The sequence below is a fragment of the Roseibium sp. MMSF_3247 genome, assembly GCF_030733765.1.
Classification (GTDB): Bacteria; Pseudomonadota; Alphaproteobacteria; order Rhizobiales; family Stappiaceae; genus Roseibium.
The window spans coordinates 24,831-50,280 of sequence record NZ_JASHII010000009.1; the positions used below are offsets into that span (position 1 = coordinate 24,831).

A 25,450-nucleotide genomic window follows, 5' to 3' on the forward strand; every position below is an offset into this window, starting at 1 on the left:
ATGAGCGATGCACAATCGGAAAGTTCTGCGGAAACAGCGGGCGGCCGTTTGGTGGACGTGGTGCTGGACGAAGCCTCGATTGCCCGCTCCACACCGGAAGTGGAGCATGACCGCGCGGTCGCTATTTACGATTTAATCGAGGAAAACTGTTTTCAACCGGTCGGACATCCAGTTGCGAAATTCGTTCTAAACCTGTCGGTCATTGAGAAAAAGCTCGTCTTCCAGATCCAAACCGAAGACGACCAGCCGGTGGTCACCCACGTTCTCTCACTCACCCCCTTGCGAAAGATCGTCAAGGACTACGATCTCATCTGCGAGAGCTATTATGAGGCGATCCGCCACGCGACTCCCAGCCAGATCGAGGCTATCGATATGGGCCGCCGCGGCGTGCACAACGAAGGCTCCGCGATCCTGATGGAGCGTCTTCAGGGAAAAATCGAGGTGGATATGGCAACCGCCCGGCGGTTGTTCACCCTCGTCTACGCCTTGCACTGGAAGGGCTAAGGTCTGTGGCCGGGCCGGACCTGCGTCCGACTGCGGTTTTGTTTGCGTGCGGAATGAACTCCGTGCGCTCCCCCATGGCCGAAGCGTTGACGCAAAAGCTGTTCCCGGGACAGGTCTATGTAAAGTCGGCCGGGGTGCGTGCCGGTAAACTCGATCCCTTTGTGGATGCAGTGATGGCGGAGATCGGCGTCGACATGAGTGCACACCGCCCCAAGAGCTATCTCGAGCTCGAAGATAGCGGCTTTGATCTCATTGTGACGCTTGCTCCAGAGGCGCACCACTGGGCTCTCGATCTGACCCGGACCGATGCGGTTGATGTCGAATATTGGCCCACCATGGATCCGACTTTGGCAACCGGTTCGCGGGAGCAGATCCTCAATGAATACCGTGCAGTGCGGGACATGCTGATGATGCGGATCAAGAAACGGTTGAACTGGACACCCCCGCCGAGCGGATGATAGAGCGACGTCAAACATCGCTTTGGGACCGATGCGAAAGAATGGTTCACATTCTGAGCCTAATCAGCTAGGTTCCGCGGCACCTGCGGGCAAGGCCCGCCATAATCAGGATATCAAATGGCCAAAGAAGAAGCTCTGGAGTTCCCGGGCGTCGTGACAGAACTGTTGCCGAACGCGACGTTCCGCGTAAAACTTGAAAACGATCATGAGATCATCGCACATACGGCTGGACGTATGCGCAAGAACCGCATCCGCGTCTTGGCGGGCGACAAGGTTCTTGTCGAAATGACCCCCTATGACTTGACCAAGGGTCGGATTACCTACCGCTTCAAGTAAGCGGCAGGTCGCCTTGCGCCGGCAGGAAAGCACGTGCATCCATGACGAATGCCCCTCAGTTGATCCTGGCGTCCGCCTCGCCGCGCCGTCTTGCGCTGCTGCAGCAGGTCGGGCTGGAACCGGATCATCTGCTGCCCGCTGATATTGATGAGACCCCAAAGAAGTTCGAAACGCCGCGGGCGTTGGCCTTGCGTCTTGCGCGAGCCAAAGCTGAAGCTGTGCTTGAGGTCGCCAAGAACACCGATGCCATGACAGGCGGCGTTGTGCTTGCCGCAGATACGGTGGTCGGTGTCGGACGGCGGATCTTGCCCAAGGCCGAACTCACCGATCAGGCCGTCATGTGCCTGTCTCTGCTGTCTGGACGGGGGCATCGTGTTTTTACTGGCGTAGCCGTGGCAGAGCCGAACGGGAAAATACGGACGAAGCTTGTCGAAACGCGTGTCCGGTTCAAACGGTTGTCCCGCCAGGACATGGATGACTACATTTCCGCAGGAGAATGGCGCGGCAAAGCAGGCGGGTACGCGATCCAGGGGCTTGCAGGCAGCTTCGTGGTCAAGCTTGTTGGCTCCTACCCGGCGGTTGTTGGATTGCCGCTGGCGGAGACCGTGAATCTTTTGCAAGCAGCAGGCTACCCTGTCCATGCAAACTGGACGACTGCTGGCGCTTAACGCTTTGTGCGTTTCGTTGATGGTGAATGCGCTTCAGGAGGGGACCACATTGACTGAAGAAAACGGCAATAAACCGCAGCGCCGGATGCGTCCGTGCCCGATCTGCTCAAAGCTATCCACTCCGGAAGACTACCCGTTCTGCTCTGATCGCTGCGCCAAGATTGATCTTAACCGGTGGTTCTCCGAAGGGTATTCCATCCCGGTCGTGGAAACCGATGATCTGGACGACGAAGAGTTTCCGGACCGCGGCTAAGGCTGAGGTTAGCTGTGGTCTCAATACTCAGTGGCCTAATCTGCAAAAATATTTATCTGGCAAAATTTTTTTCACATTCCGTTACGTCCTCTATTGCTCCTGTCATAAAACTGCACCAAGATTTCCAGACACCGGCGATCCGGCTCTCGGGAGAGCGCTCCGGCGTCTGCTCATTGCTGAGTGGGCAAGTACGAATGCTCATCCTGGGAAGGCACGGCAGGTGAGGGTCCGGCAAAAAGCCTGACCTCAAGAACAATCTATCCAAGGGCGAGTATCAAATGAAAAACCATCTTCTGAGCGCCGCAGTGCTGTCGCTGACGACCGCATTGTCGACTGCGGCATTCGCCGATTATTCCCTGACCATCCTTCACACCAATGATGTTCATTCACGCATTGAATCCATCAACAAGTACGATTCCACCTGTGATGCTGAATCCGAAGCTGAGGGAAAGTGCTTTGGGGGTGTCGCCCGCATCAAGTCCATGGTGGATGAGCGCCGCGATGCGTTGGCAGACGAAGGCAAGAACTTCGTCGTTGTTGACGCTGGCGATCAGTTCCAAGGCTCGCTCTTCTATACGACGTACAAAGGAGCAGCGGCGGCCGATTTCATGAACGGTATCGGCTATGATGTCATGGCGGTCGGCAACCATGAATTTGATGATGGTCCGTCTGCACTGGCTGCTTTCCTGGACAAGGTCGAGTTCCCGGTTATCTCCGGCAATCTTGATCTTGAAAATGAACCCCTGCTCAAGGGCCGCATCCCAGGCACATTGGTGCTGGAGCGCGGCGGCGAGAAAATCGGCTTCGTCTCGAGCCTTGCCGAGGATACGGCAGAAACCTCTTCGCCAGGCGCCGGCGTTAAATTTCTAAACTCAATTGAGTCCCTGAAAGCCCAGGTCGCAGAGCTGGAAGCTGCCGGGGTCAACAAGATCATCGCGCTGACCCATGAGGGCCTGTCGATGGATGCGAAAATCGCCGCAGCTGTTCCAGGCATCGACGTCATTGTTGGAGGGCACTCGCACACATTGCTGTCCAATACTCAGGACAGGGCTTCTGGTCCTTATCCGGTGATGGTTAAGAACCCGGACGGTCAGGATGTGCCTATTGTTCAGGCCTACGCCTATAGCAAATTCCTGGGCGACCTTGTTGTGACCTGGGACGATGATGGTAACGTGATCAAGGCTGAAGGGGAGCCTATCCTCTTGGATGCGTCTGTGGAACCGGATGCAGAATTTATTGCGCGCATCGAAGAACTGGCGCAGCCGCTCGATGAAATCCGCAATGAAGTTGTGGCTGAAGCGACCGCGGCGATCGGCGGTGAACGCAGCGTCTGCCGGGCTGAGGTCTGCGAAATGGGCGTTCTCGTGACCGAGGCCATGCTGGACCGCGTCAGGGATCAGGGCGTTCAGATCGCGATCCAGAATGGCGGTGGTTTGCGCGCATCGATTGACGCCGGTGAAGTCACCATGGGCGAGGTCCTGACAGTTCTACCTTTCCAGAACACGCTGGCAACCTTCCAGCTCAAAGGGGCAGATGTGGTGTCGGCTCTTGAAAATGGAGCCAGTCAGATTGAGGAAGGCGCAGGCCGGTTTGCCCAGGTTGCAGGCCTGAAATACACGATCGACAAATCGCAACCGGCCGGTCAGCGTATCTCAGACGTCATGGTGCTTGAAAATGATGCCTTTGTGCCGATTGATCCGGAAAAGGTCTATGGTGTCGTTTCAAACAACTACATGCGCGGTGGCGGAGATGGGTACGCGGTTTTTGAAACCAACGGCATAAATGCTTACGATTTTGGTCCCGATCTTGCCGATGTGGTGGCCGCTTACCTCGGAGAGCAGAAAAGCTACAAAGCCTTTGCGGATGACCGCATCACTGTGAAGTAAGGTCGAACGATCTGAAGCACTTTTCGCGCCGGTTCTGAGGAAACTTAGGGCCGGCGTTTTTGTTGTTGAGTTCGGGGAGTTAGGTGCCGTTGCGTTCAACAGGTTAATTGGACTTGTGGTCCGGACTCATATACGTGTGGTAACGTACTGTTAAGAATTTGATATCGGTGATGGAAAACCAGAACGTGGTTCCCAGGCATGCGTTTGACGTCTGATACGATATTTTGTCTGCTGATAATGGCCGGTCTTCTGTTTTCCTCTGCAGTAGCCGAGGCTCAGGAAGCGGACATTAGCAGCCCGCCGAAAATGTCTGCAGATGCGTTGCAGGCGCGGCAAACCGTGCTTCTGGCAAAAATGCTTGAGCGGCCGGCCGACCTCGATATTGCATTCGAATATGCCACGGTTTCCGTGATGGTCGGCGACTACGAGGCTGCGATCTCCACCTTTGAACGCATGCTCATATTTGCGCCGAACCTGCCACGCGTGAAGCTGGAACTTGGTGTCCTCTATTACCGGCTGGGATCGTTTGAAACGGCGCGCTACTATTTTCAGTCGACGCTGGAAACCCCGAATGTGCCGGAAGAAGTCCGGCAGCGGGTCGAAACATATCTGTCCGCAATCGCGTCGAAACAGCAGCCAACACAATTTCGCGCGGATGTCATCATTGGTGCCCGCTATCAGTCTAATGCCAACGCCGCCCCTGGCGGGCGCCGCGTCACCTTGAACGGCAGGGACTTTATCCTCGACGATACCGCGACGGGTCAGGCTGATATCAATGCGTTTGTCGCTGGCCGCGCCTACGGGTCCTATGATCTTGGAACACAAGGAGACCTCATCGAAACTGATGTGGTGTTTTATGCCGCGCGATTTGCTGATCAAGTGCGGCTCGACACTGGTCTCGCAGAAATTACTCTCGGTCCGTCCTTCAATATGGCGCGCTTCAACTTTGATGATGTGCAACTTGGCTTTTACGGCGTTGCTTCCGGTGTCCGTCTGAATCACGCGAACTACAATGGCGCGCTGGGCGTTGGAACCCGGCTGGTTGCCCGGCCGGACATTCAAACGGAAATCAATGCGAAGCTGGAGTGGCGCCAGCGCTGGTTCAACGACACGTCCGAGTACCCGACGGTGTCCGACCGGAACGGATATTTCGTGCAGTTTGCCTCCAAGATCTCGCGCCAGTTGACCAAGGGCTTGCAGATGCGCGTCCTTGCGCTCGCGGATTTTGAGGAAACCCGCATCAAGTCACAACAAAGCTGGGAAGCCGGAGGCGGGGTGGGGGCAACCTACCAGTTCGCATCCCCTGTCAAACAACTGCCGCATCTATGGTCGATTGATCTGGAAGCGGGATATATTTACCGCGCCTATGACGAACCGGACCCGTTGGTGAATGCCGCCGTCAAACAACGGGACCATGAGGGATGGCTGCGCGCGGCGCTGAATGTTCCGCTCAAATACAACGTGTCGGCGGGGCTCGTCGGCGAGGTCCGGAGGCAAAACTCCAACTATGACCTCAGCAGTTACTCAAACGTCTCCGCAATGTTTTCGCTGCGAAAAGCATTCTGACAGGGAGGGAAGCGCATGATGCCGACATCAAAGTTCAGTCCTCCCGCGCATAGGCGTTGGGGGGCTGTTGGTGCGACAGCGCTTTTGTCGTTGTTCTTGAATGAAACAGTGCAGGCAACGACCGTTGGAACGGCGGCTGCCGTCAATACAGATGCATTCGGAACGCCGCCCGGTGCTATCCGCCAGGTGAAGCTGCTTGGCGACAACGTGCTCTACAATGAACGCATAGAAACGTCCGGCTCTGGCCTCGTTCAAGTGCTGTTGAATGATGGGTCCACCTTCACGGTCGGGGCAAACTCCGATCTTGTGATCGATGAGTTTGTTTACGATCCAAATGCGGGAACAGGAAAGCTTGTCGCGTCGTTCGGCAAGGGGGTCGTCCGGTTTGTCGGCGGAAAGGTCAGCAAGCAGAAGGGCGGCGTTTCGGTTAAGACGCCGGTTGGCACGATTGGCATTCGCGGCGGCATGGCCAATCTCAACTTGAATGGCGAAAACCCGGTTTTTTCGCTCCTCTTTGGCGATGAGTTGACCTTCACCGGGTCAAATGGAACGAACCGGCGCATTTATTCTGCAGGCTATTCCCTGCAGGTTGGAACCGGCGGTCAGGGTGGTGGTGTGAGGCGGACAACGCCTTCCGATCTGGCTTCGGCACAAAGTGGCCTGACTGCGAGATCTGGTCAGTCCGGGGGGACACGCACGCCGCCGACGGCTCGGCAAATCGTGCGATCTGGTGTTCCGAATATCAATTCACGTCTTGGTCACATACGTACTGCGCCCGTGCCTAAACCAAGAAGTGTGCAGCCGAGATCACCCGGTCAGACCGAACCCGACCTGTTGCAAGTCCAAAAGGACACCCAGCAACGCACAATCAATCAGCTTGCCGATGAAATTACCGGTGGGAATGACCCTGCCGGGGGCGGAGGTGGTGGGGACGGCGGAGACACGACCGGCGGAACGGGAGACACCGGTGGGGAGACTGTCGAAACGACGGACGTTGTGCGGATCCTGACTGCCGGCGTTGAATTCACACCATCCTGGGACAAAACTCGAACCGTCTTGGCGCCAGGTGCGCAAGGACTGATTGGTGGCAGCAGCGGCACCGATATGCCGGTCACTTTCGCGGTAGGAGAAATCACCACCGGCACTGCGACAGCCCTCTACAAAGCGGAGGTCGAAGGCAACAAGATCTATCAGTTCGCCTTCGAGGGCGACGGGCAATACTACTATGCCCAGACCTATACAGATCAGGATGTTGTTGCACAGCTCGGTGAGTCCGACTTCATTCCGGTAGCGCCGACAGTCGACCCAGAAACTGAAGGAAACGTCACGTCGTACGCGTGGGGCGTGCAATATTACCACGAAGACTTTGCGGCCTTCGCGCATCTGCCAAATGTCACGCCCGGTGGAACCACCAAATTCGACATTGAAAATATGGTGGTCGGCGTTCGTGGAGTGGGCACTGATTTTTCAAGTTTCGGCGATGCAAGCGGAACCCCCTCCATTCGGATCTATGATCTGGCGACCGATCCGACCCTGGCCTTTTCGCTTGGCACGGCGGGGAACGGCCGAACCTTCACGCCACTCATCACCGAAGCGCTGTTCGTCAATCCGCTGGCCGCCGCAGAGCTCGGTGAGAGCTTCCTTCAAGATGTCACTTCGACCGGGTTACTGATGATCGAAAGCGACCCTGTAACCTTGGAGAGCGCTCATTATCTGGCCGGATCGTTTCACATTGACGGGACTGGTGAAAACCAAAAGTCTTTTATTTCATTGGCGGTTGGAGAGGTTGACGCGGATGAGGCCAGTGGCCTCCTTTCGATGAAAACAGATCGGCGCGGCGGCCACCGGATCGCCAGCAGCCAGAGCGCCGGGCTTTACAGCGGTCCGGTCGGAACAATCGCCGGGCCTGATGAGGGACACTTCTTTGGCAGCAACGCGCAGAGCTTTGTTTTCGGCAACGCCCTGGCAGACGGCGGTATCGATGATGCCTATGACGACAGCTATGTCAGTCAGCCTGACATCTTTCCAGCACCGGCGACAGTCTCGTCGAGCCTTCATGTTGCGCGGCTCAGTGGCACCGTCGATGCCACCATCTTGACCCGCAGTGATCGGACGCTGTCCGGTTATGCCGCAGGCGTTTTGGAGAGCAGTGTCAACTTCCCGGGACAAGGCGTTGGTCCGGTTGTGTTTGCCAGCGAGAGCGCTGCGGATCTTTCCGTAACATTCAATGGTGCTGAGTATTCGCTCGGCGGCAGTTTGACCGTCCGTGACAGTCAGGACCTCGATCCGGATGTTGCAGCTTACACCGTGCGATTTGGCTCCAACAGCGACGGATCCGGCACGGATCGCGCCACCTTTATTGGCAACGATCTCTATGCTGCACGCGACGCATCAAATCATTTAGAGACTTACCTCACGGTCGATACGGTGGAGCCTGTCGTTCCCGGTCCAGGACCGGATCCAGATCCGGACCCCGCAGGGGGCGGAGGGGGCACAGGACCTTACACAGGTCTAGCCGAGCCTCGGAATGAGGGACTTGAAGGTGTGCAACAGGCAGTCAGCAATGTCGCGTCGGCCCTTGCCAGTGATGCGGGGCACATCTTGCAGCAGGATCCGTCTCAGGATGCCAACACCTATTTCGTGCCGAACACACTGATCGGGACTGCAGATGATGCGATCATGGCCGGAACCACAGAGTGCACCTGTGCCTTTCTGGAGTGGGGCTATTGGGGCACAAAGCTTGCTTATGACGACACAGGTGGTGTTTTGGACGGTGCCAATGGCCGGAAAGACGCTTTTCATCTCGGGACCTGGGTTGCCGGCGACGTAACCAGTGCCGCCGATCTGCCGACCAGTGGCAGCGCAAGCTACGTTGGGCATGCCGCCGGCAGCGTTGTGAACAATGGGGCGCAGTATCTTGCGGCCGGTGACTTCCGGATGACGGTTGATTTCGCCCGCCGCACCGGATCTGCCAACATTGCCAATTTCGATGGCCGTACATTTGGCGCGGATCTGACCGAACGCGCCGTTGATATCGGAAACCAGTTTTCCGGAAACTTGGTCGGCAGTGTTGGATCAGGTTCGATTAACACCTCTATCGTCAGCGGCCCGTCAGCCAACTACGAGGGCGTGATCGGCAACTTCAATGCAGTTGACGGAACTTGGTCGGCGAGCGGCATCGTTGCTGGCGAGATGAACTGACCACTGCAGACAGAAGCGTCTCTATAACCTGCGGGCGAAGGGCTGCTCCCAATGGCAAATAGTCAGCCCTCATGCAGCATGTTATAAAAGCGGGCCGCCGTTTCCCCAAGCTTGCAACGATCCTTAAGTAACTGAAAGTCTTGGTTTTCCGTTGGTTTTAGGTAGTGGCGCGCAGTTTTCCGACAGGTATTTTCCCATGTTGTGAAAAAACTTTGCCGGGGTGCTGGACAAGGATCAAACGAGCTTCTATAAGGACCGGGCTTTCGGCGGACGGGGCATGCCTCCCGCCACATAAAAGCACGCCCAGATAGCTCAGTTGGTAGAGCAGCGGATTGAAAATCCGCGTGTCGGTGGTTCGATTCCGCCTCTGGGCACCACTTTTTCCTTCAGAGATTTCGCCAGTTTAAACCGCACGTCCGTGTGCTGTTCTCGAGATTCTGACTTCTGCCCGGCGGCGCCGATTTGTAAAATCGAAACCGGGGTAACCGGCTATTGGTTGGGGACGATGTGGGCGCATTTGGAGTACCATCACTCCTCCATTTGCTTAATCCCTCACCACACCAATATGCCAAAAAACGCTTCCAGCTGCGTGCCGTGGATGACTGCGGTCCTGAATACTTTCAACCCGCTTGCACAAATTCAACGAATGAGCTCTGGCTATCGCAGATCACCGTACAAGGAAAGCAAGCCATCAATGGTTTGAGCCCTGGGACCTAGCAGCCAAACTCCTAACGCACAACAGGATTAAGGGGTGGTAGGGGCGTTTTGGATTTGCGCCGGGCCTGCGTTTTCGCTTGGTGACGGACACCGGCGGCAGAGGTCTTGATCTGCGACCAGGCATCATGGACAGATGCTTTTGAAGCTTGGCTTTGACTGCCATAAAGGGCACTTCCCAAAGCTGTAAACCCATGCTCAAGGGGTGCCCAGTCAGGTTGGATCTCCGAAGATTTTAACCGCTGCTTCCACAAAAGTCCGCTTGTGATAGCTGCCGAATAATCCCGGGCGTCGATGGCCTTGTTGAAGTGCCGGTAAGCAAAATATTCGGTCGCCTCATACTTTGCTTTTGCTCCATGGAACAAGGTCACTGCTTTCGGGCCGAACTTGCGCAAAAGCCACACGAAAAAACCTATCAGTAGCAGCGCGGCGGTGCCCCAATACGCCATGGATCGCCAGTTCAATGCCTCTGATTGCGGTTCTGCCGCCACCGGCGGGCCAGTCACAGCCAGATCAATCGCTGGAACGCTCACCGTTTCGACCTTTTCGCTGGTGAGGTTGTACCAGGAGAGTTTCTGTTCAGGAATCCGATAATTGCCGGCGTTTTCAGGGACGATTGTAACTGTTTCCGTGCGGGTGCCGGATAACTGGCCCCGGTTTTCGGTCTCATTTAGGACCGGGGACGCGGGATAGTAGCTGAGGCCCTCATCCGGGTCTCCAGCACCAATCGGCGGTACAAACATCGGAGCGACCCCGGTGACCTTGATTGTGGTGGTTAAGGTCAGTGCATCTCCGGCAGACAGATCATCCGGTGTTCTGTCGACCTCCCGGGTCAGTGTCAGGGCGATTGCGGCCACGAAGGGCGTCAGATCCCTGGCGCTATCTGGCGCTTCGCCAACAATGGCAAAAGGCGCAACGTCAACCTTCGCTTTGATTGGCTGGCGGGTATCCGGATCCGCATAGGTGATTGTCACCGGGCCCCCGGGGATTTGGAAGGTTCCGGGCACCATGGGATAAAGACGGTAGGCGCGTGAAACCCCGGACCAGGTGTCGCCATTGACCCGTTCGCTGGTTGGACTTGACGCGCGCGATGGGATCCGGACGACGACATTTTGCGCTTCGAAACTCGGGAACTCTGGTGCCGTCGGCATCCAGGTCGGCACCAGGATCGTAATCCGGAAGATCAACGGCTGGCCAGGGATTGCGGTGTCCTGTTCAAGCGTCGTCCGGACGATCGGCTGCGGCGTTTCCTGAGCCTGAACGGCAGCGGAAATCAGAAAAAGCCAAAGGGCGAAGATGGCGCGGATCATTTTTGACCCCGTGCAGCTTCAAGTGCGAACCGAGATCTCAGGAAGTCGCCTGTGCTGGTGTCCACCGTGCGCATCCATTGTTCGGCGGTTTCCGGAACGGTTTCTGATGTGCTCTGCGGTGGCTGCTGACTGTCTGTGCCGCGCCCTGCCTCATTGTCATAAACAACATCGTCCGCGCCGATGCTGCTATCTTCTCCGGTATCTGATTGTTCGCGGGTCGTTTCAATATAGTCAAGAATGTAACGCGCAAGTTCGAGATTGTGCTGAGCTGCCTTGTTGTCCGGATCCCGTTCGACGGCCTTTTCAAAGGCGGCAATGGCAGGCCGGTAAGAGCGGGATTTGATCAGTGAGAGACCTTCCCCCATCGCTGCATCCGGACTGTCCTGCCAGGCATAGAGCTCTGCTGCTTCTTCATATTTGCCGGCCCGGTAGAGCGCGGTCGCCTTCCACAATGGATCTTCAAAAAGGTCTGCTGCTGTTTGATAGTCCTTGTTTTCAAAGGCCATCTGCCCCTGCTGATCGGGAGTGAAGAACCAGTCTTTCCAGCCCTCAGCACGGGCCTCTACGCCGGAAAATGCAAAACTGGCCGCAACCAAGACCACCGCTCATTGCATGGTCCATCCCCGGCGGAACCAAAAGAGCAACAAGACCGCTGCGGGCAGAGCAAAGATCCACCCCTCGTCCTGCCATTGCTGGCGTTCATCCTGTGAGAGTGCGGCCTCATAGGCCGCCGTAATGCGGCGCTGGACAGTCGAGACATCGCTGCGGTCTGCCGTTAGCTCGACTACAGTTGCCCCGGCAATCTGGTTCAGTTTATCGGCCGCACCAGGGTCCCGGCTCGCAAGCCAGAATAGGACCGGAGCGCCGCCTTCAGCGACATGCGTGTTGAAGGCCGACAGGTCTGCATCGGTAATTCGGTCGAGCAAAAAGAGGATCGTCCCGGGCGCCTCCTGCGCGGCAAGGATAGTGGCGGCCAAGGAGAGTGCGCCGCGAGCAGTTTCGCCGTCCCGCGGCATGACACTCGGGTCGAGCCCCTCCAGAAATGGTTTGATCACATCCGGATCTTCCGTCGGTGGGACAACCTGATGCGCGGTTCCTGCATAGGCGACGAGCGCTGTTTTGGAACCAGCGCGCTCTTTCAGCAGATCCAGCACCTTGTGTTTGGCACGCTCCAGCCGGCTCGGCGGAATGTCGGTGGCCGCCATTGACTTGGAAACCTTGAGGACGACAACAAGCGGCGCAGTATCGGCGATAAGCGGGTTTGCAACCCGCGACCACGCCGGCCCGGCCGCGGACAAAACCAGGAGAGCGAGCAGCAGGGCTACACCATCGATCGGGAGCAGGCGTTGGCGTTCCTGACTGCCCACGGTGAGGGCGGTGGCCAGATGAGGGGCGATGACATCGGGAAGGTCGATCCCTTGCGCCGCTGCCCGGCGCACCAGCCACCAAAGCGCGGCGATGGGGGCCAGCAACAACAGCCACAAGGGGCGGATGAAATGAAAGGCGGCGAGGATGTCGGCGACATGATCGGTGGTCATGCCGCCCTCCGCCGTGTTTTACGGGTATGGAGGAGTGCCAGCGTGCCAATGCCGAGTAGCGCAGCCAATATCAGAAGCAAATGCCCAAGCGGTTCTCTCGGGCGGAACGAGCGGGTTTCCACTTCCCGCGGCTTTTGAGCGTCGATCCGGGCATAGATCTCAGCAAGGCCGTTCTCATCTCCCGCAAAGTAGTAGGTTCCGCCTGCCTCATCCGAGATACTTTTCAAGGTACGTTCGTCTAGCCGCTGATCGCCGGTTCCTGCCGGATCGCCGACGCCGATCGAAATGATTTCTATGCCTTCCTTCGCTGCAATCGCGGCCGCATTGACCGGGGTCATGCGGCTGCCGGTATCAGCTCCATCGCTCAGCAGAATCAACAGCCTGTCGTCAATATCGCTCGCCTGAAAGGTCTTGATCGACAGGCCGATTGCATCTCCGAGCACGGTATGCGGCCCTGCCATGCCAACTTCGGTTTGTTCAAGAAGCGCACGAACGGAGGCAAGGTCTTCGGTAAAGGGCGCCTGGACAAAGGCCTTGGCGCCGAAAACGATCAAGGCGACCCGGTCGCCATCGCGGTCTGAAATGAAATCACCGACAACCCGTTTGACCGCATCCAGGCGCTGCGTGCGTTCGCCGTCTTGCGAGATAAAGTCGACCTGATCCATTGAGCCGGAGATATCGATCGCGAGCATGACATCACGGGCCGTCTTCTCCTGAATGATCGGCTCGCCGACACGTTCGGGCGCTGCAAGCGCTGTGATCAAAAGGCCCCAAATTGCGATGGCGGCAAGGTTTTGCAATGTCGTGCGTTTGAAAATCAGCGAACCGGCTTTCGGTGATTGGCCGGCCGCATCGGCAAGCCGGCGGAAGAATGGAAACCGCAACGCTGAAACGCGTTCCTGGTGGGGCGGCACAAGGAGATAAACAACAAGCGGCAGTGGCAGCAGAAAAAAGGCATAGGGGTGGGCAAATTCGATCATGCTGCCGCACCTTTGTGTCTTTTGATCCAGGTCCGGATTAACGGCTTCAGATCCGCGCCACTATTGGTTTTCTTGTAAGGCGCTTCGGCGATGGCCTTTCCCAGTCCGTCCGAAAAGCCAGTTCCGCCATACGCATGATCCAGAAAGGTGAGCCAATCCGGGCCATGCAGTGCGGCCACGTCCTGACGCGCATAAGCTGAGAGGGCTGTCCGGCGCAGCAGCTCGGCAAGCCGCTGCGGGTCGTTTGGGCAGGACGCGAGTTCGGCCAGCGCCTCACGACGGTAGGCCGTCTTCCGGCGCCAGAGCAGAAACCTCCAGCAGCCAACTCCAATGATCACAAGCAGAATAGCGCCCAGCCAAAGCCATCCGGCCGTTTCTGGCAGCATGGAAACGGGCGCGGGATCAGGCACTGGCTCCAGCAGATCGATCAGTTCGGTAAGATTTAGGCCGTCCCACGTATCAGTCATGGCAATAGCCGCCTGCCTACAGAGGTCAGCCCGGTTAGCCGTCGGACCTGCGGGATCGTGTCTTCACCAGCGCTCAACGGCAAAACCGGGAGACCATAGCGTTTTTGCCAGCTGAGGATTTCCGAAAGCCGACCGGAGGAGAAATCGGAAAGGCGTTTGTGGATCTCTCCGCTGGCCGTATCAAGTTCGACCTGGAGCTCCCCGTCCGAAACAATCAGTTTGAGACCGGCCGGGATCTCTCCGGCGATTGGATCGGTTACGGGGCACAAGATCAGGTCATTGGTGCTGGCGATCCGGCCAATCAGCGACGCGGTTTCTTCGTCCACACCATCGAAGTCGGAAATCACGATGACAAGGTGGTTCCTGCGGGCGATCCGGGCGGCAGTTCTCAGCGGTGTTTTCAGGGGCATTGGTGTGCCGATGGCAGGGGCGTCCGCCCGCAAAAGCTGATTTGCCCGTGCAATTGCCGTCAAGAACCGGTCGCGTGTAGGACGGTTGGCTTTTGGTTTGATCTCTGCACCAAACTCATCTCCGAATACGATCCCGCCAACCCGATCACCCTGGTCGAGAATACGAAACGCTGCCAGCGCAGCCGTTTCCGCTGCGATGACCGACTTCATGGCATGTTGCGTTCCGAAGAACATGGACATGCGCTGATCGACAAGGATCAGGGCCGGGCGGTCCCGCTCTTCGCTGTAGACCCGGACATGTGGCTTGCCGGAGCGCGCGGTGACCTTCCAGTCAATCGTGCGTGGATCATCACCGGGCAGATAATCACGCAGTTCTTCGAAGTTGAGCCCCCGGCCGCGCAAGCGGGAAGCATGGCGGCCATTGAAAACGCTCGCAGCCGGCTGGCGCGGCAGAAAGCGCAAACCGCGTGCCTGGCCTTCTAGGGCGCGGAGTTGCGGGAGAGTGACATGAATGCGCGGGTCCACCGTGCCGGGCGGTTTCGTTGGCTTGGCTGTCAAACCTGTCCGGGTTCTGGCCGCGTGGTCGCGCATCTCCGGGCTCCTTTTTCAGCACCTTACGTCAGAGCGACGGTCTTGATTATCTCATCGACCACGTTGTCTGGAGTGACGCCGTCGCCTTCTGCCTCAAATGACAGGGTAAGACGGTGGCGGAAGACATCCGGTGCGATCGCCTGAACATCAAGCGGGTCGACATAATCGCGCCCATTGAGCCAGGCATGCGTACGGCCGCATTTGTCCAAGGCAATTGACGCTCTTGGGCTCGCCCCAATTTCAATCCAGCGGCCGAGTTCATCTGAATAGGCCCCTGGTGTTCGGGTCGCATAGACGAGATCAGCCACGTATTTGGCAATCGCATCAGAGACATGAATGCCGGCAATCTCAGCTCGTGCTTCAAAGATGGCTGATTGAGGTATCGCCGGATATTCATCGCTTTTTTCGGGTTCGTGAGCATCTTTCGCGTTTTTCGCGGATGCTGCCAGCGCCTTTTGCTCTTCGCCCCGGACCAGCTCAATGACCTTTACCTCGTCCTCGACTGGCGGATAGCCGATCAAGACATGCATCAGAAACCGGTCCATCTGGGCTTCTGGCAGAGGATAGGTGCCCTCTTGTTCCACCGGGTTTTGCGTCGCCATCACCATGAACAGCGGTTCCATCTTGTGGGTCGTCCCGGAAACCGTCACCTGCCGCTCTTCCATGGCCTCCAGAAGTGCTGCCTGCACCTTGGCCGGGGCGCGGTTGATCTCGTCGGCCAGGACGATGTTGGCGAAGACAGGACCCTGTTCGAACCGAAACGTGCCTTCACCGCCAGCCTGATGGTAGACCTCGGTGCCGGTGACGTCCGAGGGCAGGAGATCGGGTGTAAACTGGATGCGGCTGAAATCGGCTTCCAGGTTCTTCGCCATCGCCTTGATTGCACGGGTTTTTGCCAGTCCCGGCAGGCCTTCGACAAGCAGGTTGCCGTTGGCGAGCAGTCCAATGATCAACCGGTCAATTACACCCTCTTGGCCGATGATGGATTGCTGCATGCGGGCCTTGAGGTCCTTGATCCTGGAAAGCGCATTCGACATTGGCGGGGTCCAATCAGCTGACTTCAAGAAATGGTTTTCAGGTTTTTTGTCGTTTGAGCTCTTCAAGTTCTGCCCGCAGTGCCTGGATTTCAGCCGGCACGGTGCTCTTTTCCGGCGGATCGGACGGGGTCTCTGCAAGATCTGCAATCGCAGGCTTGTCGGCAAACCCGCCAGCCTGAAGATACTCTTCCAGAACGCTCCAGATGGTGATGAAAAGGCCGGCGATCACCGGCCCGATCACAAGACCGACCGCGCCAAAACTGGCAAGGCCGCCGAAGGTGCTGACCAGAACTAGTAAATCCGGCATCTTGGTATCGCGACCAACCAGAAGCGGGCGCAGCAGATTGTCCACGGTGGTCACAGCCAAGCTGGTCCAGGCCGCGAGCCCTATGGCCGCGACATACTGCTCGTTCACCGCGAGCACGATGACACCCGGAATGAGGACAAGCGTCGGGCCGATGCCGGGTATGACAGACAGCACGGCCATCACACAGCCCCAGAACGCCGCGCCCGGAAGGCCGGCTGCCCAAAACCCGAGACCACCCAGAAATCCTTGCGCAACGCCGATCAGGAAGGTGCCCTTGATCGTGGCGCGGCTGATAGAGATCACACGATCGCTCAAGGTTTTCTGGACATCGCTCGGGAGCCCGGTATGGGCAAGAAGCTGATGGATCATGTTGGCGTTCTGCGGCAGAAAGAAAACCATTGCGTAGATCATGATGAAGAGATGTAGAAAAAACGCGACCGTCCCGCGGGTGGCCTGTGAGAGGGCGCCAACAAAGAAGTCTGCGATCTGTCCCGCCGCCTCGCCAACTTTGGTTGCAACGGTCCTGCTGAGTTCGGCAAAGTCGACTTTAAAGGGGATCCATGCTGGCAGCTGATTCTGTATGGCATCCAGGTCGAGCGTTTCCACCCAGTCGCTGATGCTCTTTGCAACGCTCGCCGCTTGATCCGCGCCCAGAACAAAGATTGAAATCAGCGGGATCAAAACGCCGACGGTGAGGATCAAAAGCGTGAAGGTGACGGCAATGCCCGCTTTTGATCCAGTGTGCCTGTACAGCCAGCGGTAAAGAGGCGCCGACATGGCACTGAAAATGGCGGCCATGAAAAGGGAGACCAGGTAGTCCCAGACAAGACCCAGGAATGCGGCGCCTATGGCCAAAGCTGTCAGACCGATGAGAAACAGTTGAAACCGGTGTTTCTCGCTTGGAGCGCCGTCCGCTGAAGTCGTGCTTTCCATCCGGATCGATCTCCCCCCGTGATTTCCCGGTTTCAGGTTAGGACCGAACACGACACCCGGACAAGGCAAATATTCTGCCGCTAAGTCTTTAATATGTCAGGGCAACAAGCTAGCATTGACTTCCTTTCTCAAGGAATTGGCTCCATGGGTACCTCGAGTGATCTTCAAAAAGAGATCTTAAAGCTGAAGTCTGATGCCGGTGGAAGGCGGTCCCGGCGCCGGCGGGATAGAACATCGGCTGCCAACGGGAAGCAGGAAACGCAATCTGATGTACCGGATGCGGGTAACCCGCAGACGGATGCGGTTGCTGCCTGGGAGAATTCAGTCGCCAAAAACGATCTTGATGACTTGGCAGACAAACTATCCGGTCTGGTGGATGAAGCTGAGAGCGAAATCCGAGAACGACCTGTCACGATGGTTCTTGGCGCCTTCGCCTTAGGAATTGTTGTTGGTGCGCTGCTTCGCCGTTAGGAGGTATCCATGGATAGTATAGTAAGGACGATGCGCATCGTCTGGCGCGCGGAACTGCTCATCATCGAAGCCAAACTCAGTGTGGCTGCCAAGAAGATTGGAGCGACAGCCTTTGCCGGCCTGATCTTTGTTTTTGGTCTCGGAATGCTCAATGTAGCAGGTTTTTTCGCTCTGGCGGAGATTTGGGGACCGGTCTATGCGGCTCTCGGTGTGGCGATAGCCGATTTCTTGATCGCAGCTCTTCTTATGGTCTGGGGATCCCGGCTCACCACGGGCCCAGAGCTCGACCTGGCGCGGGAAGTACGGGATTCCGGACTAGAGGAGCTCGAGGCCAAGGCCGAAGATATTCAGGACGAATTCGAGGAGTTGCGGAGCGAACTCTATGCCCTTAAAGCGAACCTCGTCTCATTTTCAAAGAATCCGCTGGACGGTGCAATCACAGCTCTGCTGACTCCGATTTTGACACTCTTGATCAAATCGTTATCGAGCAAAAAGGATTGAGGAAGAAGGAGTCGATAAGTGGATTTGCAAACCAATTGCGCTCTTGTCGTTAACGTGTGATCCGAACCCCAACCCTCTTGCTCTTTGGAGCGGGTACCGCTTCTAAATATTTGGCTTGTTGGGTGCCTTGAGCCAGAGGTGACCTCTCAGCAGTAGAAGCTGATAATACCGATCCAATCCATGTCTTACTGCGTAAGACTTCGCCTGTAGCTAGGCTGGGAGTTACTGCGCCCAAATCGATTTTGCCGCACGTGCATTCGAACGACGAACAACAAAACCCGAAAAACGCAGGTTTTCGGCCAGGGCATTTTGGAAACGGACAAGAATGAGCAACATCACGATCCTGGACGGCGGCATGGGGCAGGAACTGGTTCACCGCAGCGGGCGGGTGCCGAGCGGGCTTTGGTCCTGTGAGCTGATGATGGAGCGGCCAGATCTCGTCCGCGCCATTCATGACGACTTCTTCGCTGCCGGTGCACACGTCGCGGCCGTCAACAGTTACACGCTTCACCGCGACCGGCTGCGGCCCAATGGGCTGGATGATCAGTTCGAGCGGCTTCATCACCTTGCCTGCGACCTTGCCTGTCAGTCGCGGGATGCGCATGGCAGCGGTCTTGTGGCCGGTTGTCTTGGTCCCCTTGGCTGGTCGTACAGCCATGATGGGGCGCCTCCGGAAGACCAATCGATCGATCTTTATGACGAAATCTGCCGGGTTCAGAAGGATTACGTCGACGTCTTCCTGATTGAGACGATCGCCTCTGTCGAACAAGCGCGCGCCTCCCTGACAGCTGCCCTCAGGCACGACAAACCGGTCTGGATAGCTTTGACAGTCGATGATCAGGACGGCGTTGCCCTTCGGTCCGGCGAGCCTCTGGGCGAGGTGGTGGAAGTTATCCAAAAACTCGGACCGGAGGCGGTCTTGATCAATTGTTCGGTGCCGGAGGCGGTGACCAGGGGCATGGCCGTTCTCGGACAGTCGGGCCTGAAGACCGGTGCCTATGCCAACGGGTTTACGGCGATCAAACCTGAATTTCTCAAGAAGGGCAGCAGCGTTTCCAAGCTTGCCGCGCGCACCGATCTGACACCTGAGGTCTATGCGGGTCACGCGGCAGACTGGATTGATCTCGGAGCCACGATCGTCGGCGGGTGTTGTGAGGTCAGCCCTGCCCACATAGCGGAACTGTCGCGCCGGTTTAACGCTGCGGCGTGATTGTGCGTAGCGCGGCTTGAGATTATGTCACCGCCGCGATCGCCGCCTGACCAAGCGACAGCCCGCCATCGTTGGCGGGCAGTTTTCCGGGAGCCAGAACGTCGAACCCGTGTGCCTTAAGTTGTTCGCAAAGCTCATCGGCAAGGATCGCATTTTGCATGACGCCGCCCGAGAGCGCGATTGTCCTGATATTCCGGTCCCCGGCAAGACGCGTTGCAAGGGTGCTAATTGCCTTGATGAGCCCCAGATGAAACCGGGCTGCGATCAAACCGGGAGCGGTTCCGCGCCCAAGGTCGCTCAACAAAGCGTCCCACATCACCTCCCAGGACAAGATCCCCGGCGCGCCGCTTGAAATGTCAACCGGGTAGGCGGTAGCGCCTTTTAGATAAGGCCGGGCAAGAGTCTCCAATAACGCGCCGGTCTGGCCTTCATAGGATTGGCGCGTGGCGCAGATCCCAAGGGCTGCGGCAACAGCGTCGAACAGTCGTCCGGCAGAAGAGGCCATTGGCGTGTTGAGGCCGCTGTCGATCATGTGTTCGATCACGTCCATAGTCTTGCCGGGGAAGATGGGCCGGAGGGACGAGTTGGCACTCGAATGGAACCAGTCCGCTCCAAAGGCCGCCCGCAGATGGGCCACCAGATTGCGCCAGGGCTCGCGCACGGCGGCCGCCCCGCCCGGCAGGGCAACGGGAAGAAAATGACCAGCCCGCTCAAAGCCCTCATAACCGCCAACAAGAAATTCTCCGCCCCAGATCGTGCCATCACTGCCAAGACCGGAGCCGTCCAGAACAATACCGAGCACCGGATCGCTGCACGGGGGCAAGCCGTGTTCAGCCATGCAAGCGGCAAGGTGCGCATGATGATGCTGGACCTCGATCAGCGGAATGTGAAGGTCTGCCGCCAGCCGCCGTCCGGCCTGTGTTGAAACATAATCTTGATGGAGATCGACCGCGATGCGGTCCGGTTCAAAATCATACAGGTGCTGGTAGAGGGTTAGGGTCTTTTCATAGTCCTCTAGAACCGGCCTGCTCTCCAGATCGCCCATGTGCTGGGATACGACGGCGCTTGCCTGCCTCAGCTGGCAGAACGTTGATTTGAGTTCACCGCCCATGGCAAGCACGGAGGCGCGCGGCTGAAAGCCGTTGTGCAAGGCCAATGGTGAAGGAGCATAACCTCTGGCCCGGCGCAAGTTGACGGGGCCGCCTCGATCCGCCCGCATCACACTGTCATCCAGCCGGTTGACGATCTCCCGGTCATGCATGAGGAAACCGTCGGCAATCCGCCCAAGATTGCGTCTCGCATCCTCGTTGGTCGTGACTTGCGGATCTTCCGAGCGGTTGCCGGAGGTCATGACAAGCGGGCCCGGAACCGCTGCCATCAGGAGATGATGCAGCGGCGTTGCCGGCAGCATGAGGCCGCATTGATCAAGGCCTGGCGCAACGTGTCCGGAAAGGGCAGGCGTCTCTCCGGACTGTGGTCGCAACCTCAGTAAGACAATGGGGGCAGTGCGGTCCTCCAACAGCGCTGCTTCCCTGTCGTTGACATGGCAGATTGTCCGTGCCTGCACCAAATCGCGCACCATCACGGCAAGCGGCTTGTCCGGCCGGTTTTTCTTCTCCCGAAGCCGGGCAACGGCCGCATCATTCGTGGCATCAACGGCCAGATGAAACCCGCCAAGGCCCTTCAGGGCAATGATCTCACCTGCCGCCAGTCGGGATGCTGCCCAGTGGATCGGGTCGGCCGTTTCAATTCGCGTTCCTTTTGCTTCTGCCCAGAGCTGCGGGCCGCAGGCCGGGCAGGCGTTGGGCTGCGCATGGAAGCGCCGGTCCGCCGGATCGTCATATTCGCTCTGGCATTCCGGGCACATTTTGAACGCGGCCATCGAGGTGCTGGCCCGGTCATAGGGAATGGATGTCACGATGGAGAGGCGCGGCCCGCAGTGGGTGCAATTGGTAAAGGCATAGCCGTGGCGCCGGTTGGCCGGATCAAAGATGTCGGCAAGGCAGGCAGGGCAGGTGGCCGCATCCGGGACAATGCCGGTGGTGACCGGCCCCGCGACGCTCTCGACAATCTGAAAGTCTTGTGGCGGTACACCCAAAGGCTCCGCAAGAACTGCTGTTTCGACGCTCACTATTTCAGAAAGCGGCGGCGCTTCGCATCGGAGCCGCTCCAAAAACCTTTGTTGCCGGGCAGCTGGACCGAAGATTTCCGCGCGTACACCGTCGGCATCATTGAGAACATGGCCTGTCAGGCCTTCTTCCCGTGCCAGATGCCAGACGAAGGGCCGGAAGCCGACGCCCTGCACGAGGCCCTTGATCCGGACATGTGTTGCGGTCACGATCATCAGCCGGCCTGTCAGCAGATCCGGGGCAGCTGTTCGCCCGCAAGCCAATCGACCACACGCACGCCGCCGATCTCCGTTTCCATCTCCACCAGATGGGCATCGTCCTCGGTGACCGTTCCGATCAAGGCCGCATCCCGGCCAAGGGGATGTGCTCTCATGGCTGCCAGTACCGCATCAGCATCGCCAGGCTCGCAAAAACACACCAGCTTGCCCTCATTGGCGACATAAAGCGGATCAAGCCCGAGCAGTTCGCACGCGGCTTTCACATCCGCCTTTATCGGAATTGCGTTTTCTTCCAGATGGATGCCGACCTTGGCGGTGCGGGCGATCTCGTTCAAGGTTGCCGCCAGACCGCCGCGGGTCGGATCGCGAAGGACCGCAATCCCGGGTGCTGCTGACATCATACCGGCGACAAGTGTGTGCAGCGCGGCGCTGTCGGAGCGGATTTCCGTTTCGAATTCAAGGTTCTCCCGCTTGGAAAGGATGGCAACACCGTGATCACCTAAGGAGCCGGACAGGAGGATCGCCTGGCCGGGCTCCGCGCGCTCGACCGAGACATGAACGCCGCCCGGCACAACCCCCAGGCCGGTCGTGGTGATGAAGATACCGTCGCCCTTGCCCATTTCGACGACCTTGGTATCTCCGGTGACGATCGGAACGCCTGCCGCCTCTGCGGCCCGCGCCATGGAGATAACGATCCGTTCCAGATCGGCGAGCGGAAAGCCTTCCTCCAGGATAAAACCTGCGGTGAGATAAAGTGGTTTGGCGCCCGCCATGGCGACGTCATTCAAGGTGCCGTGAACGGCGAGCGACCCGATGTCGCCACCGGGGAAGAAGATCGGCGAGATGACATGACCGTCCGTCGACATGACAAGCCGCCCGGCCGCTGGAGGCAGCAAGGCCGCGTCATTTCCCTGATCCAGGATCGGATTGGTCAGATGGCGTTGAAAGAGATTCGAGATCAGCTCTGCCGTTGCGCGGCCGCCGCCGCCATGGGCCATGTCGATGCTGCCGGTGCGCGCGGACAATTTCGGATTCTGAATATTCATGCCGCAGCCTCTTTTTGCGGCCGGGCCGCCTTGGTGCGGAAACGGCCATAGGTCCAGTAGGCCGCGCAGGCGCCTTCCGACGACACCATGCAGGACCCCATCGGCGTGTCAGGCGTGCAGACCGTGCCGAAGAGCTTGCAGTCGGTCGGTTTTTTTACGCCGCGCAAGATGGCGGGACACTCGCAGGACTTCACTTCGCGCGACTGTTTGGGTGTTATCTCGAACCGCCGTTCGGTATCGAAGGCTGCAAAGGCCTCCCGGATCTTCAAGGCGCTCTTGGCAACTGTGCCGAGCCCGCGCCATTCGAACGCGTCGCGCACGTCAAACACCTCTTCGACCAGCGCCTGAGCCTTGAGATTGCCCTCACGGGTCACGACGCGCGTATATTCGTTCTCGACCTCGAAGCGGCCCTCGTTGATCTGGCGGATCAGCATCAGGGTCGATTGCATAACGTCCAGGGGTTCAAAGCCCGCGATCACCACCGGTTTGCCGAAAATCTCCGCGGCGGGCTCATAGGGCTTTGATCCGATCACCGAGCTGACATGGGAGGGGCCCAGGAACCCGTCAATCTCCACGGTGCCAAGGTCCTGAACATCCGGTGACTGCAGGATATGGGCAATCGCGGGGGGCGTCAGAACGTGATTGCAGAAGACAGAGAAATTACTGAGGTCTTCCTTTTTGGCCTGTTTGATCGCAACGGCAGTCGGCGGTGTCGTGGTTTCAAAGCCGATGGCAAAGAAGACCACTTCACGGTCCGGATTGTCGCGGGCAATCTTCAGGGCATCCAGCGTGGAATAGACCATGCGAATATCCGCACCGTCTGCCTTGGCGCGGATCAGGCTGCGCTGTTTCGTGCCCGGCACCCGCATCATGTCGCCATAGGTGCACAGGATCGCATTGTGCCGTTCGGCGATTTCCACGGTATCGTCCAACCGGCGCACCGGCAGCACGCAGACCGGGCAGCCGGGGCCATGTACATAGGCCACGTTGTCCGGCATCAGGTCCTGAACGCCATAGCGGAAGATTGCATGGGTGTGACCACCGCAAAACTCCATGAAATTGTAGGTCCGGCCGGGATCAGCCTCGCGCCGGATGGCAGCGGAAACGGATTTCGCGAGATCCTTGTCGCGGAATTCGGAGACGTATTTCACTGGTCCGCTCCTGTCATCTCGTCGAGTTCTTCCTGAAGCACACCGGCCTCGGCCATCAGCTGAAGCGTGCGGGCCGCTTCGTCCGGGCTGACCTTGTGCAGCGCATAGCCGACATGAACCAGAACGTAGTCGCCAACGGCGAGATCCTCGACCAGCGCGGTCGAAATCCGTTTCTTGATGCCTTCAAGCGCAACGACGGCCATGTCGTCGCCGTCAAGTTCCGTGATCTTGGCAGGGATTGCGAGACACATTGGCGGCTCCTATTCCGCAGCATCTGTTGCGGAGCATCCGGCGAACAGCTCAGCCCGGGCGGTGCCGATCCAGTCGACCCAGTCCTCAAGACCGTCTCCGGACTGCGCGGAGACAGTGAGCACCTTGATGTCCGGATTGATTTTCCGAGCGTTTGCCGTGGCGATTTCGACATCGAAATCGACGTAGGGCAGGAGGTCCGTCTTATTCAGGAGCATGACGTCAGCTGCGGCAAACATGTCCGGATACTTCAGCGGTTTGTCCGCGCCCTCGGTCACCGACAGGATAGCGACCTTGTGGGCCTCGCCAAGATCGAACGCCGCCGGGCAGACAAGGTTTCCAACGTTTTCTATGAAGACATATGCGCCGTCTTTCGGGGCAAGCCGTTCCAACGCATGACCGATCATGTGACCATCCAGGTGACAGCCCTTACCGGTGTTGATCTGAAGGGCGGGGACGCCGGTCTCGCGGATCCGGTCGGCATCATTGGTGGTTTGCTGGTCGCCTTCGATCACATAGCAGGCATGGGTCTTGCCGAGTCTTTTGAGCGTCTCCACCAGAAGCGAGGTTTTGCCCGAGCCGGGGCTTGAGACAAGGTTTAGAGCGAACATGCCGTGCTCTGCAAAATACCGGCGATTGGCGTCCGCGTAGCTGTTGTTCTTCGACAGGATATCCTGTTCCAGCTGGATCAGGCGGGATTGGCTCATTCCGGGGACCGAGGCTCCGGCATCGCCCGTGCCATTATGATGGTGAGCATGATGCCCATGTGAATGTTTCGCGCCTTCTTCGATCCGGGTTTCACCGCTCCCGCAGCCGCAAACCGTACACATTACGAGACCTCCAGTTCCTTGATCCGCAGTTCTTCACCGGTCTTGATCTTGAGCAGATGCGAGCCGCAGGACGGGCAGGGATCGAAACGGTCTTGAATGACAGCAGTCGTGCCGCACGCAGCGCAAGTCGCGGTCGCTTCCGGCTCGAAGATGTCCAGCTGCGCACCGTCCGCAAGGCTGCCCCGGGTCACCACGTCAAAGCCGAACCGCAAGGCCTCCGGCTCCACTCCCGACAGGGGGCCGACTTCCAGGCAAACTCGGTCAACCTTAGAGAAGTTCTGGCTGGCCGCTTCGTCTAGCAATATCCCGAGTATGTTTTCGCATAACGACATTTCGTGCATCGATTGATCCTCAAGCCCCTCTATTGCTGATCCCAACCGCACTGCAATTTATGACAGTCTGCCAGCCCACTTTGGAAGCGGTCCACGACATGGATCAAATGGCTGAAATAAGCAGGCGCGAATGTGACCTCGGCAGTCACACCTC

The 25,450-nt window shown here is 58.1% G+C and carries 25 protein-coding genes and 1 tRNA gene; 12 read left to right on the plus strand and 14 right to left on the minus strand.

The genetic code is table 11. The features are described 5' to 3' along the window. The 9 genes from RBB44_RS22685 to RBB44_RS22725 all read left to right on the plus strand — a co-directional run bounded on the left by RBB44_RS22685 (position 1) and on the right by RBB44_RS22725 (position 9,249). The gene (locus RBB44_RS22685; RefSeq protein WP_306150289.1) at positions 1-504 is read left to right on the plus strand and encodes a UPF0262 family protein; all 504 of its coding nucleotides are present in this window, start codon (positions 1-3) and stop codon (positions 502-504) included. 5 nt (positions 505-509) lie between these two features. Continuing rightward, complete coding sequence (locus RBB44_RS22690) at positions 510-962, plus strand: arsenate reductase ArsC (protein WP_306150290.1); 453 nt, start codon at positions 510-512, stop codon at positions 960-962. A 117-nt stretch (positions 963-1,079) separates the two neighbouring features. Beyond that, positions 1,080-1,298, plus strand: coding sequence for a translation initiation factor IF-1 (infA, locus tag RBB44_RS22695; RefSeq protein ID WP_006939340.1), 219 nt, complete (start codon positions 1,080-1,082; stop codon positions 1,296-1,298). 41 nt (positions 1,299-1,339) lie between these two features. After that, on the plus strand, positions 1,340-1,966 hold the full coding sequence (locus RBB44_RS22700) for a Maf-like protein (protein WP_306150291.1): 627 nt from the start codon (positions 1,340-1,342) through the stop codon (positions 1,964-1,966). Then, positions 1,938-2,219, plus strand: a complete 282-nt coding sequence (gene yacG, locus RBB44_RS22705) for a DNA gyrase inhibitor YacG (protein WP_371932345.1) — start codon at positions 1,938-1,940, stop codon at positions 2,217-2,219. Before RBB44_RS22700 ends, yacG begins: the two co-directional genes overlap by 29 nt. Positions 2,220-2,497: 278 nt before the next feature. Next, entirely contained in the window at positions 2,498-4,105 is a 1,608-nt protein-coding gene (locus RBB44_RS22710) for a bifunctional UDP-sugar hydrolase/5'-nucleotidase (protein ID WP_306150292.1), read from the plus strand. A 198-nt stretch (positions 4,106-4,303) separates the two neighbouring features. Next, complete coding sequence (locus RBB44_RS22715; RefSeq protein WP_306150293.1) at positions 4,304-5,671, plus strand: tetratricopeptide repeat protein; 1,368 nt, start codon at positions 4,304-4,306, stop codon at positions 5,669-5,671. A gap of 15 nt (positions 5,672-5,686) precedes the next feature. Next, a complete protein-coding gene (locus RBB44_RS22720; RefSeq protein WP_306150294.1) occupies positions 5,687-8,872 on the plus strand; it encodes a FecR domain-containing protein in 3,186 nt (1,061 codons plus the stop codon). A 301-nt stretch (positions 8,873-9,173) separates the two neighbouring features. Next, positions 9,174-9,249, plus strand: a tRNA-Phe gene (locus RBB44_RS22725). Positions 9,250-9,600: 351 nt separating this feature from the next. On the opposite strand, the gene RBB44_RS22730 is transcribed toward RBB44_RS22725, so the two are convergent. From RBB44_RS22730 to RBB44_RS22765, 8 genes are read right to left on the minus strand one after another with little or no spacing between them, the layout of a single operon-like run. Further along, positions 9,601-10,896, minus strand: coding sequence for a BatD family protein (locus RBB44_RS22730; protein WP_306150295.1), 1,296 nt, complete (start codon positions 10,894-10,896; stop codon positions 9,601-9,603). After that, positions 10,893-11,492, minus strand: a complete 600-nt coding sequence (locus RBB44_RS22735) for a M48 family metallopeptidase (RefSeq protein ID WP_306150296.1) — start codon at positions 11,490-11,492, stop codon at positions 10,893-10,895. The genes RBB44_RS22730 and RBB44_RS22735 overlap by 4 nt, the downstream gene beginning before the upstream one ends. 9 nt (positions 11,493-11,501) lie before the next feature. Then, the gene (locus RBB44_RS22740) at positions 11,502-12,434 is read right to left on the minus strand and encodes a VWA domain-containing protein (RefSeq protein WP_306150297.1); all 933 of its coding nucleotides are present in this window, start codon (positions 12,432-12,434) and stop codon (positions 11,502-11,504) included. Beyond that, a complete protein-coding gene (locus RBB44_RS22745) occupies positions 12,431-13,414 on the minus strand; it encodes a VWA domain-containing protein (protein WP_306150298.1) in 984 nt (327 codons plus the stop codon). The genes RBB44_RS22740 and RBB44_RS22745 overlap by 4 nt, the downstream gene beginning before the upstream one ends. Continuing rightward, positions 13,411-13,881, minus strand: a complete 471-nt coding sequence (locus RBB44_RS22750) for a DUF4381 domain-containing protein (RefSeq protein WP_306150299.1) — start codon at positions 13,879-13,881, stop codon at positions 13,411-13,413. Before RBB44_RS22750 ends, RBB44_RS22745 begins: the two co-directional genes overlap by 4 nt. After that, a complete protein-coding gene (locus RBB44_RS22755) occupies positions 13,878-14,882 on the minus strand; it encodes a DUF58 domain-containing protein (RefSeq protein ID WP_306150300.1) in 1,005 nt (334 codons plus the stop codon). The genes RBB44_RS22750 and RBB44_RS22755 overlap by 4 nt, the downstream gene beginning before the upstream one ends. A 23-nt stretch (positions 14,883-14,905) precedes the next feature. Next, positions 14,906-15,919 (minus strand): MoxR family ATPase, encoded by a 1,014-nt coding sequence (locus RBB44_RS22760; protein ID WP_306150301.1) that lies wholly within the window; start codon positions 15,917-15,919, stop codon positions 14,906-14,908. A 37-nt stretch (positions 15,920-15,956) separates the two neighbouring features. Further along, positions 15,957-17,159 (minus strand): AI-2E family transporter, encoded by a 1,203-nt coding sequence (locus RBB44_RS22765; RefSeq protein ID WP_306150302.1) that lies wholly within the window; start codon positions 17,157-17,159, stop codon positions 15,957-15,959. Between the two features lie 144 nt (positions 17,160-17,303). On the opposite strand from RBB44_RS22765, the gene RBB44_RS22770 reads away from it, so the two are divergent. The 3 genes from RBB44_RS22770 to RBB44_RS22780 all read left to right on the plus strand — a co-directional run bounded on the left by RBB44_RS22770 (position 17,304) and on the right by RBB44_RS22780 (position 19,341). Next, complete coding sequence (locus RBB44_RS22770) at positions 17,304-17,630, plus strand: hypothetical protein (protein WP_306150303.1); 327 nt, start codon at positions 17,304-17,306, stop codon at positions 17,628-17,630. 9 nt (positions 17,631-17,639) lie between these two features. Then, positions 17,640-18,131: a phage holin family protein gene (locus RBB44_RS22775; RefSeq protein ID WP_306150304.1), complete on the plus strand. Its 492-nt coding sequence runs from the start codon at positions 17,640-17,642 to the stop codon at positions 18,129-18,131. 325 nt (positions 18,132-18,456) lie between these two features. Beyond that, entirely contained in the window at positions 18,457-19,341 is an 885-nt protein-coding gene (locus tag RBB44_RS22780; protein ID WP_306150305.1) for a homocysteine S-methyltransferase family protein, read from the plus strand. A gap of 22 nt (positions 19,342-19,363) precedes the next feature. Here RBB44_RS22780 and hypF read toward each other — a convergent pair whose 3' ends face one another. From hypF to hypA, 6 genes are read right to left on the minus strand one after another with little or no spacing between them, the layout of a single operon-like run. Next, positions 19,364-21,685 (minus strand): carbamoyltransferase HypF, encoded by a 2,322-nt coding sequence (gene hypF / locus RBB44_RS22785; protein WP_306150306.1) that lies wholly within the window; start codon positions 21,683-21,685, stop codon positions 19,364-19,366. A gap of 11 nt (positions 21,686-21,696) precedes the next feature. Continuing rightward, on the minus strand, positions 21,697-22,734 hold the full coding sequence (hypE, locus tag RBB44_RS22790) for a hydrogenase expression/formation protein HypE (RefSeq protein ID WP_306150307.1): 1,038 nt from the start codon (positions 22,732-22,734) through the stop codon (positions 21,697-21,699). Continuing rightward, positions 22,731-23,885: a hydrogenase formation protein HypD gene (hypD, locus tag RBB44_RS22795; protein WP_306150308.1), complete on the minus strand. Its 1,155-nt coding sequence runs from the start codon at positions 23,883-23,885 to the stop codon at positions 22,731-22,733. Before hypD ends, hypE begins: the two co-directional genes overlap by 4 nt. Further along, entirely contained in the window at positions 23,882-24,136 is a 255-nt protein-coding gene (locus RBB44_RS22800; RefSeq protein WP_306150309.1) for a HypC/HybG/HupF family hydrogenase formation chaperone, read from the minus strand. The genes hypD and RBB44_RS22800 overlap by 4 nt, the downstream gene beginning before the upstream one ends. Before the next feature lie 9 nt (positions 24,137-24,145). Next, complete coding sequence (gene hypB, locus RBB44_RS22805; RefSeq protein WP_306150310.1) at positions 24,146-24,964, minus strand: hydrogenase nickel incorporation protein HypB; 819 nt, start codon at positions 24,962-24,964, stop codon at positions 24,146-24,148. Beyond that, a complete protein-coding gene (hypA, locus tag RBB44_RS22810) occupies positions 24,964-25,305 on the minus strand; it encodes a hydrogenase maturation nickel metallochaperone HypA (protein WP_306150311.1) in 342 nt (113 codons plus the stop codon). Before hypA ends, hypB begins: the two co-directional genes overlap by 1 nt. Positions 25,306-25,450 lie beyond the last annotated feature (145 nt).